General features: G+C 50.9%; 6 protein-coding genes and 1 pseudogene. 6 read left to right on the top strand and 1 reads right to left on the bottom strand.

Going from position 1 to position 8,860, the window contains the following annotated elements:
• Nucleotides 1-251: pseudogene (locus tag B3F49_RS12040) on the bottom strand (3-dehydroquinate synthase); the annotation flags it as partial.
• 93 nt (nt 252-344) lie between these two features.
• Between B3F49_RS12040 and B3F49_RS12035 the strand changes: the two are divergent.
• The 6 genes from B3F49_RS12035 to B3F49_RS12010 all read left to right on the top strand — a co-directional run.
• Nucleotides 345-1,484 carry a cysteine desulfurase family protein gene (locus B3F49_RS12035; RefSeq protein ID WP_293911365.1) on the top strand — a complete coding sequence of 380 codons (1,140 nt, stop codon included), beginning with the start codon at nt 345-347 and terminating at the stop codon, nt 1,482-1,484.
• Nucleotides 1,481-2,674, top strand: coding sequence for a tRNA uracil 4-sulfurtransferase ThiI (gene thiI / locus B3F49_RS12030; protein ID WP_293893617.1), 1,194 nt, complete (start codon nt 1,481-1,483; stop codon nt 2,672-2,674). The genes B3F49_RS12035 and thiI overlap by 4 nt, the downstream gene beginning before the upstream one ends.
• Before the next feature lie 91 nt (nt 2,675-2,765).
• Entirely contained in the window at nt 2,766-5,693 is a 2,928-nt protein-coding gene (locus B3F49_RS12025; protein ID WP_293911362.1) for an acyl-CoA dehydratase activase-related protein, read from the top strand.
• Nucleotides 5,690-6,946, top strand: a complete 1,257-nt coding sequence (locus B3F49_RS12020; RefSeq protein ID WP_293893612.1) for a 2-hydroxyacyl-CoA dehydratase — start codon at nt 5,690-5,692, stop codon at nt 6,944-6,946. Before B3F49_RS12025 ends, B3F49_RS12020 begins: the two co-directional genes overlap by 4 nt.
• 48 nt (nt 6,947-6,994) lie before the next feature.
• Nucleotides 6,995-7,627 carry a 6-phosphogluconolactonase gene (locus tag B3F49_RS12015; RefSeq protein WP_293893609.1) on the top strand — a complete coding sequence of 211 codons (633 nt, stop codon included), beginning with the start codon at nt 6,995-6,997 and terminating at the stop codon, nt 7,625-7,627.
• A 7-nt stretch (nt 7,628-7,634) separates the two neighbouring features.
• Nucleotides 7,635-8,860 (top strand): glucose-6-phosphate dehydrogenase (locus B3F49_RS12010; RefSeq protein ID WP_293911360.1); only part of this gene is annotated, 1,226 nt, incomplete at its 3' end.

Here is an 8,860-nt window from a genome sequence, read left to right as displayed (position 1 = left end):
GCCAGCCCCTCATCCAGGGATGTCGAAAGGATGCGTTCAAGCGACCCGAAGTGCTTCGAACTCTCACCGCTCTCCAGCACTACATGGGCGGGAGGAAGCTGTTTGAACAATTTGGCTGTATTGGTATCGAACACCCACATGACCGAGCGGCCGTAGCCGCCAAGATGGTTGGCCAGGTCCTTCAAATCATCGGCAAGCAAAATATCCGTGGTTTTTCCTTGGTCGAGCACGGCTGTCATCAATTTCTTCATACTCATGTTATACCCTGGAGACAGGGAAGAAGACAAGAACCATACGAGAAGCCGTGCTTGCAAAAATCCTTGCATTGTCGCACAATGTGGGCCATGCGCGAGATACGATATTTTGACAATGCAGCCACCACCAGTATGAGCCGGTCAGCGCTTGATGCTTATACGAAGGCGGTTGTGCAGTATAGAGGCAATCCATCATCCCTTCATCAGGAAGGAAGAGATGCAAAAGCATTTCTTGAGCAAACCAGGGCCGATCTTGCCGGCCTGCTTGGCGTAGATCCGCTCTCTCTCACCTTCACCAGTGGAGCGACCGAATCCAATGCCATCATCCTAAACAGTCTTATTTGGAAGGAACGAAAGGGTCAGGTCATCCTCAGCGGCATCGAACACCCCTCGGTATCGGAATATGCCAGGCTGCTGAAACAACTTGGCTGGAAGGTGACAACGCTTGCCGCACCCAATGGCTTTGTCCAGAAAGAAGATTTGCAGAAAGCCTTGAGCAGTGAAACCCGGCTTGTCTGTATCATGCTGGTAAACAATGTCGTAGGCACGATTCAGGACGTCGGTGGTTTGGTGGAGGTTGTCCGAGCCTTCGAAAGCGAGCACAACAACCGAAAAATACATGTCCATACCGATGCGACGCAGGCTCTCGGGAAAATCAGGTTCGACCTGCAAGCCATGGGAATTGACAGTGCCTCCTTCAGTGCCCATAAACTTCATGGTCCCCGCGGTGTAGGCTTGCTGTACAATACCAACGCAGGCATTGAAAGCCTTAGCCGCGGTGGATTACAAGAACGAGGCCTGAGGCCGGGAACCGAGAATATCGGCGGCATCGCAGCAATGCACCAGGCTGTCAAGGATGCCTTTCACAGCCTCGAGGAGAATTACAAGCATGTATCCGGCCTGAATGCATTTTTGCGTGACAAGCTCTCGGCTCTGCCCATCTTCAGCCCGTCGGAGCATTGTAGTCCCTACATCCTTGCACTGGCTCACCCGAAACTTCCCAGTGAAGTATTCACCCGCTTGTTGTTCGACCAGGGCCTCTGCGTTTCCAGCGGCTCAGCCTGTTCGAACAATGCCAAACAAAAATCCCAGAGTGTCCTGACAGCCATGGCTTTTTCAGCACAGCTTGCAAAGAACAGCATCCGCATCTCGCTATCCAAGGATACTACAGCCGAGGATGTTGAAATCTTGGCACAGGCTGTCACACAACTCATCTTGGAGCACGCATGAACGACTCTACCCTGTATTTGGTACGATTGGGAGAAATATCCCTCAAAGGTTTGAACCGTGATTTTTTCGAGAAACGGCTCAAGAACAACATCAAGAGCAAGCTCAAGGGATACCGTACTCAGGTCTCCAAGCAGAAAGGCCGAATTTTCTTTGAGATAGAGAACGGCTGTCCACGGGATACCATTGAAATGGCCTTCAGCACAACCTTCGGGGTTGTCGGCTATTCACGCTGCCTCCGATGTGCAAAGGACATCGAGGCCATCAAGGAAGCAGCACGGGTTCTGATGCAGGATGAACCCTTCTCCAAGGGAGTGGGTACCTTCAAGTCGATCACCAAGCGAGCCGACAAGAACTTCGAGTTGAACAGTTACCAGATAGACTGCATCCTCGGCGAGGTGGTTCATAGCGAGCACCCCAAACTGACTGTCGATGTAAAGAATCCCGATATGACCATCAATTGCGAGATCCGGGACAAGGCGTACCTCTTCACCTCCGCCAAAAGCGGACCCGGCGGGCTTCCTGTCACCACCGCAGGCAAGGGCATGCTGCTGCTCTCAGGAGGAATCGACAGTCCGGTCGCAGCCTATCGCATGGCCCAACGCGGGTTGAAAATGGAGTGCATCTACTTCCATGCCTATCCCTACACCAGCGAACTTGCCTTGGAGAAGGTTAAGACCTTGGCCTCATTGATCGCCCCGTATCTGCAAGGAACACGGTTGCACGTAGTCCACTTCACGGAGGCGCAGCTTTGGATCAAGCAGCACAGCCTGGAGGAAGAAACAACCTTGATGTTCAGGGCCGCCATGATGCACGTAGCCAATGCCATTTCCAAGAAGCAGGAGGGAATGTGCATCGTAACCGGGGAGGCACTCAGCCAGGTGGCCAGCCAAACGCTTGAGAGCATGGTTTTCACCGACAGCATGAGCGAACAGCTGGTACTCCGTCCTTTGGTCGGCATGGACAAGCAGGAGATCATGAACCTTGCAAAACAGATTGGAACCTATGAGACTTCCATCCTTCCCTATGAGGATTGTTGCGTGATATTCAGTCCAAAACACCCACTCGTACGGCCTGATAAAGAGCTGATGACACAGCACTACCGGCAAATGGGGATCGAAGCTTTGCTTGAAGAGGCAATTGATGCTGTGCAGGTATTTGACTATGGACCGGATGGACAACCTCGTAGCTAGACATTTTTACCAACACTGTCTAAATACAGATCGGGTTCACTGTACCATTTCCTGATAATTACGTAAGGTTTGTGTATTCGGAGGCTTCTCAGTGAAAATTGGCTTGGATGTTGGCTCCACAACCATGAAATGCGTAGTACTTGATGAACAGTTGCGTGTTGTTCATCAAGAGTATCGTAGACACTACTCTCAGATTCCCCAAACCGCTGTCCAGATGCTTACGCCCCTGCTCCAAAACCTTGGCGACAGGCAGGTATGCTTCTCGCTCTCCGGCTCTGCCGGCATGGGGCTTTCCCAACAATTGCACCTGCCGTTTGTGCAGGAAGTATACGCCACCCGCATTGCCATCCAGCACTATCTTCCTTCCACCGATGTGGTCATTGAACTTGGAGGCGAGGATGCCAAAATCCTGTTTCTGGGAAAGAACATGGAAGTGAGGATGAATGGGACCTGTGCCGGAGGCACCGGATCATTCATCGACCAGATGGCCAGCCTGCTCAACATAGATCAAGACCAGATGGATGATCTTGCGAAGCAGGCCAAGCAGAGCTATACCATTGCTTCACGATGCGGTGTTTTTGCAAAAAGCGACGTCCAGCCGCTCATCAACCAAGGAGCTGAAAAGGCCGACATCGCCCTTTCAGTTCTTCAATCGGTGGTCAACCAAACCATAGCAGGCCTTGCACAAGGTCGTCCGATCACCGGTCAGGTGGTATATCTGGGCGGCCCTCTGACATTCCTCTCCTCCTTGCGCAAAGCCTTCGACCAAACCTTGCACCTTGAGGGAATTTGTCCCGAAAACTCCCTGTATTTCGTAGCTCTGGGGACGGCGTTGTCCAAGGGCGATGAGACCATCACCCTCTCGGATTTGGTGTATCAGCTTGAGCACTATCATACACAAAAGGCATTCACCTCCATCCCTCCCCTCTTCGAAACCGAAGAACAGTTGGAGGAGTTCCAAAGGCGCCATCAGAGGGCGAAGCTGCCGAAGGCTGATGCCCTCAACTACAAAGGGCAAGCCTTCCTCGGTGTCGACGCAGGCTCCACCACCGTGAAGGCCTGCATCATCGACACCCAAGGAAGGCTCCTCTACAGCCGCTACCAGCTGAACAATGGCAATCCAGTGCAGGCGGTAAAGGAGTTCCTCACCAATTTTCTTACCTCCTATCCGGATATCCACATCGTCAAGGCATGTTCAACCGGGTATGGGGAGCTTCTGGTAAAAAATGCATTCAACTTCGAGTATTCGTTGGTTGAGACAATGGCCCATTATAAAAGCGCCAAAACGTTTCTTCGGGAAGTGGACTTCATCATTGACATCGGCGGTCAGGACATCAAGTGTTTCAAAATCGAGGACGGTGTCATCGACGATATTTTCCTCAATGAAGCGTGCTCGTCCGGATGCGGCTCGTTTCTGCAGACGTTCTCCAATGCACTGGGCTATTCGCCACAGGAGGCGGCCGAGCTTGCCCTGAAGGCACAGAATCCTGTCGACTTGGGCAGCCGCTGCACGGTGTTCATGAACAGTTCGGTCAAACAGGCGCAAAAGGACGGGGCCAGTGTTGCAGACATTTTCGCAGGTCTTGCAATCAGTGTGGTGAAGAACGCCCTGTACAAGGTTGTACGGTCAACCGACCCGTCCCTGCTCGGCAGGCACATCGTTGTGCAGGGAGGAACCTTTCTCAACGATGCGGTATTGCGTTCGTTCGAAATGGAACTGGGAAGCGAAGTCATCCGCATCGAGGAAGCCGGTCTGATGGGAGCCTATGGCTGTGCACTGCATGCCATGGAGCAGCACAAAAAAGACCATAAGAGTACAACCACCCTCTCTCTTGCACAACTCTCCAGCTTCTCCCACCGAACCCGTACGGTACACTGTAAAGGGTGTACCAATGCCTGTCTGTTGACCATCAACAGTTTCGATGGGGATCGAAAGCTTGTCAGCGGAAACAAGTGCGACCGCATCGTACAACCTGAAACCTTTGTCAGCAATCCTGAAAGACTCAATCTGTATGCTTACAAGCAACAATACCTGGCTGATTTGAAGAGAGGGAGAAATGAGCGGGGACGCATCGGCATTCCTTTGCAACTCTCCTTTTATGAGCAACTGCCCTTCTGGCATGCCTGCCTGTCCAGCCTTGGCTTCGAGGTTGTCGTATCCGAGCCCTCCACCCGGGATACATACCTGAAAGGCCAATCGACGATCAGCAGCGATACTATCTGTTATCCAGCGAAGCTGATGCATGGACATGTCCAGCAGCTCATCGAGACCGGCGTTGATGCCATTTTATATCCTTGCTCCAGTTACAACCTGAAGGAGGAGAAAGGGGACAACCACTTCAACTGTCCGGTGGTTGCCTATTACCCCGAAGTACTCAAGCACAACATGCCTTCATTGCTCGAACACAAGGTGTTGTTCATAAGCGACTACATAAGCCTTGCCGATGAACGCTTCGCACCATCACGGCTCTATGAAATACTCTCCAAGCACTACAATCTTGGCAAGGGTGAAGTCAAGCTGGCATGCAAACGGGGCTACGAGGCCCTGAGAACCTATCAGCAGGCGGTAAGAAACCAAGCAACCATCATTGTAGAGGAGGCCAGAAAACGTGCTTGGCCGATCATGGTGCTTGCAGGGCGCCCCTACCACGTCGATGGTGAAGTCAATCACGGCATCGACAGTCTGTTGCTTCAATGCGGCTGTGCCGTCCTCAGCGAGGATGGGATCAGCCATTTGGTGCCGAAGGAAAAGCGGACCGTCCTCAACCAATGGACTTATCATGCAAGAATGTACGATGCCGCACGGTATGTGACCACACAACCTGACATGCAGATCATCCAGCTGGTCTCCTTCGGTTGCGGCCTCGATGCAGTGACCAGTGATGAGATCCGCGACATTCTCAGACAGACCGACAAGATTTACACCCAGATAAAAATCGATGAGATTGCAAACCTCGGGGCAGTGAAAATTCGGATCCGCAGTCTGCTCGCTGCAATCGGGGAGGCAAGCGGCACATGAGCACCGTATTTACAAAAGCGATGAAGAAGGACTATACCATTCTCATTCCCAATATGTCGCCGGTTCACTTCAAGATCGCCAAAGAGGTGTTTGCCAATCACGGCTACAACGTTGTGCTGCTGGAGAACCAGGGTCCCAATGTCATCCGTGAAGGGCTCAGGTATGTACACAATGATATCTGTTATCCCGCCCAACTCGTCATCGGACAACTCATCGATGCGTTGAAACACGGGAATTTCGACACCAACAAAGTTGCTTTGGTCATCACCCAGACAGGAGGAGGCTGCAGGGCCAGCAATTATCTATTTTTGCTTCGTAAAGCCCTCGAGAAGTGCCATCTCGGGCATATTCCCGTAATCAGTCTCAATCTCAAGGGGCTGGAGAAGAATCCCGGATTCAAGCTGACCTTCTTCATGCTGCTGCAGGCATACAGTGCTTTCATCTACGGAGACCTGCTTATGGCCTTGTCAAACCAAGTGAGGCCGTATGAAGTGAACAAGGGTGAAGCCGATGCCCTGGTCGCCACCTGGACACGGTATCTGAGTGATCGGTTCGCCAACAACAGGGGCTACATCGGATGGGCCATGAAACGAAACCTCAATGAGATATGCAGGCAGTTTGCAGCAATCGAGGTAAGGAAAGAAGAGAAAATCAAAGTCGGCATCGTCGGTGAAATCTATATGAAATACTCTCCGCTGGGCAACAACAACCTGCAGGCATACCTGGAACAGCAGGGCTGCGAAGTCATGGTTCCTTCCATGATGGGTTTCCTCTACTACGGGGCCGATAATGCAATCACGGACAAGGCTTATTATGGAGGACGCAGGATCAGCAGCATCGTCACCCAGCTCATACTCAAGCAATTGTTCAAGGTAGAGACCATGGTACGAGAAGCAATGGCGAAAACCGGAAAGTTCACCGTTCCCATTCCCTATACGGAAATGAAGAAACTCACCGAAGGATTGATCGACTATGGTGTAAAAATGGGTGAAGGCTGGCTGCTTACCGCTGAAATGCTCGATTTGGTACATGCCGGATATACAAATATCGTCTGCACCCAGCCATTTGGCTGCCTGCCCAATCATATTAGTGCGAAAGGCATGATCAGGGCTGTTACCGAACGGGCCCCCGAAGCAAACATTGTTCCCATCGATTACGATCCTTCTGCAACGCATGTAAACCAGGAAAACCGCATTAAATTGATGCTTTCCATAGCAAGAGAGAATCTCGATTCGGAGAAGAACGGAAAATAAAGATATCTCCTACTATTCTACTTTTATTTCTTTGATTACATTAGAGTCATGAGAATAGAACGCATAGAACAACCGCAAGACCTTGAACACTTCGTAGCTCAGGACCTGGTCCAGCTCGCAAAGCAAAAAGAAGGCACTCTGCATATTGCTCTTTCCGGAGGCAGGAGTGCTCAGTTCATCGTCAAGGGATTACTCGCTGTGCAGCCATCAATCCTGAGTCGGGTTCACCTCTATCTGGTAGACGAGCGTCTTGAGGGGGAGAAGAATCTGGACACCCTTCTTGCGGCAGGACTTGAGCGTGCTGTTGCTTTGACTCAGCTTTCCATACCAAAGGCGCAACGAGAGCTCTCGACTTCCCCCTTTGATAGGGTATATTTAGGTGTAGGAGAAGATGGCCATATCGCGTCCTTGTTCCCCGGCAGACAACCGGAACAGGATACTGATCAAGTTGCAGTCGTTGAGCAGAGCCCCAAACCTCCAAAGCGGAGGGTTACTCTCACCTATTACGGATTCTCGAAGCTGGCCCGCAATGCAACAGTGTTCCTGCTGTTCCTGGGAGAGGGGAAACGAGACGCCTTGGAGCGATTGATGAGTGGGAAAGAACATGCAGACACCCTTCCTTGTGCGTACTTTGTGGACAATCAATTCCCTAATCGGATCATAACAGACCTGAAGGAGTAAGAAGGCTATGAAACGAATCATCATCCAATACGGCGGCACCGGAGACCTTGCACTGAAGAAATTGTACCCTGCCTATCAGAATCTTATGGAAAAGCAGTATGCATTTTCCGTTCTTGCCCTTGGACGGCGGTATACCACCCGGGAGGAATTTCTCTTGCATTCGGTTGATGCTTCAGCTCCCGCCTCCTTCACCGATAATCTGGATTATTTGTACTATGACATGGCCGAATCCGAGGCCGTTTCCATTCTCACCAAGAAGCTGAGAAGCATGATCGAGGGAAGTAAAGAGGTAGAGTTCATCTACTATCTGGCGCTGCAGCCCTCGCTGTACGAGGATGCCATCCACCAAATCAAGGAAATTGATGCATCGCTGGATTGCATGTGCACGCTCACCAAGAAAATCGTGGTGGAAAAGCCATTCGGTTTCGATTTGGAAAGTGCACTGAGGTATAATGAAATACTTGAGAAAGCATTCACCGACGAGGAAATATTCCGTGTTGACCACTACCTTGGCAAGGAGTTCATGCAAAATTTGCTGCTCATGCGGTTCCACAACGACATCATCCGCAGAATCTGGGATAACAGGACCATCGAATCGATCCAGATTATTTTTGATGAAAAGCACGGAGTAGACCAGAGGTTGGGTTTCTACGAGAAAATCGGAGTCGTGCGCGATACCATCCAGAACCATATCATGCAAATCATCACATACTTGACGATGAGCGAGCCGGCTTCGCTTTCACCCGAGGATATCGCCATAGAAAAGGAGAAAGTACTGCGCTCAATCTCCCCCATCCAGGAATTTCATATGGGAAGGTATGAGTCGTTGGGAGTCAACAGCGGCCACGTTGTGCAAACACCGACGTATGCTGCCCTGAAGCTGTTTGTGAACACCTATTACTTTGCAGACATTCCAATTTATGTGCGAACAGGCAAGATGCAGAAGGAAGCTAAATCACTGATTTATATCAAGTTCAAGAATACAACCAAGCAGGTGATGCACGACCAGACCATCGCTGAGAACGGTGTGATCATCACCATTCACCCAGAGCTCACAATCGATATCAGTATGAACCTGAAAATGCCGAATACCAGCTGGAAATCAAAACCGGTTCGGTTCCGCTTCAACCAAAGCGAGACGTTCGGTGCGAACACACCCGAAGCATATGAGCAGATTGTTCAAAAGATCCTGATAGGCGACAAGAGCCTCTTCCCCACCATGAAGGAGATAAC

Origin of the sequence: Sphaerochaeta sp. UBA5836 (assembly GCF_002432845.1) — a bacterium.
Taxonomy (GTDB): Bacteria; Spirochaetota; Spirochaetia; order Sphaerochaetales; family Sphaerochaetaceae; genus Sphaerochaeta.
Note: the sequence above shows the minus strand (reverse complement) of the source record. Positions and strands in the feature narration are given on the sequence as shown.

What these genes read in the sequence shown, in the direction of transcription:
- B3F49_RS12035 (WP_293911365.1), top strand. Translation starts at nt 345, where the DNA reads ATGCGCGAGATACGATATTTTGACAATGCAGCCACCACCAGTATGAGC.
- thiI (WP_293893617.1), top strand. Translation starts at nt 1,481, where the DNA reads ATGAACGACTCTACCCTGTATTTGGTACGATTGGGAGAAATATCCCTC.
- B3F49_RS12015 (WP_293893609.1), top strand. Translation starts at nt 6,995, where the DNA reads ATGAGAATAGAACGCATAGAACAACCGCAAGACCTTGAACACTTCGTA.
- B3F49_RS12020 (WP_293893612.1), top strand. Translation starts at nt 5,690, where the DNA reads ATGAGCACCGTATTTACAAAAGCGATGAAGAAGGACTATACCATTCTC.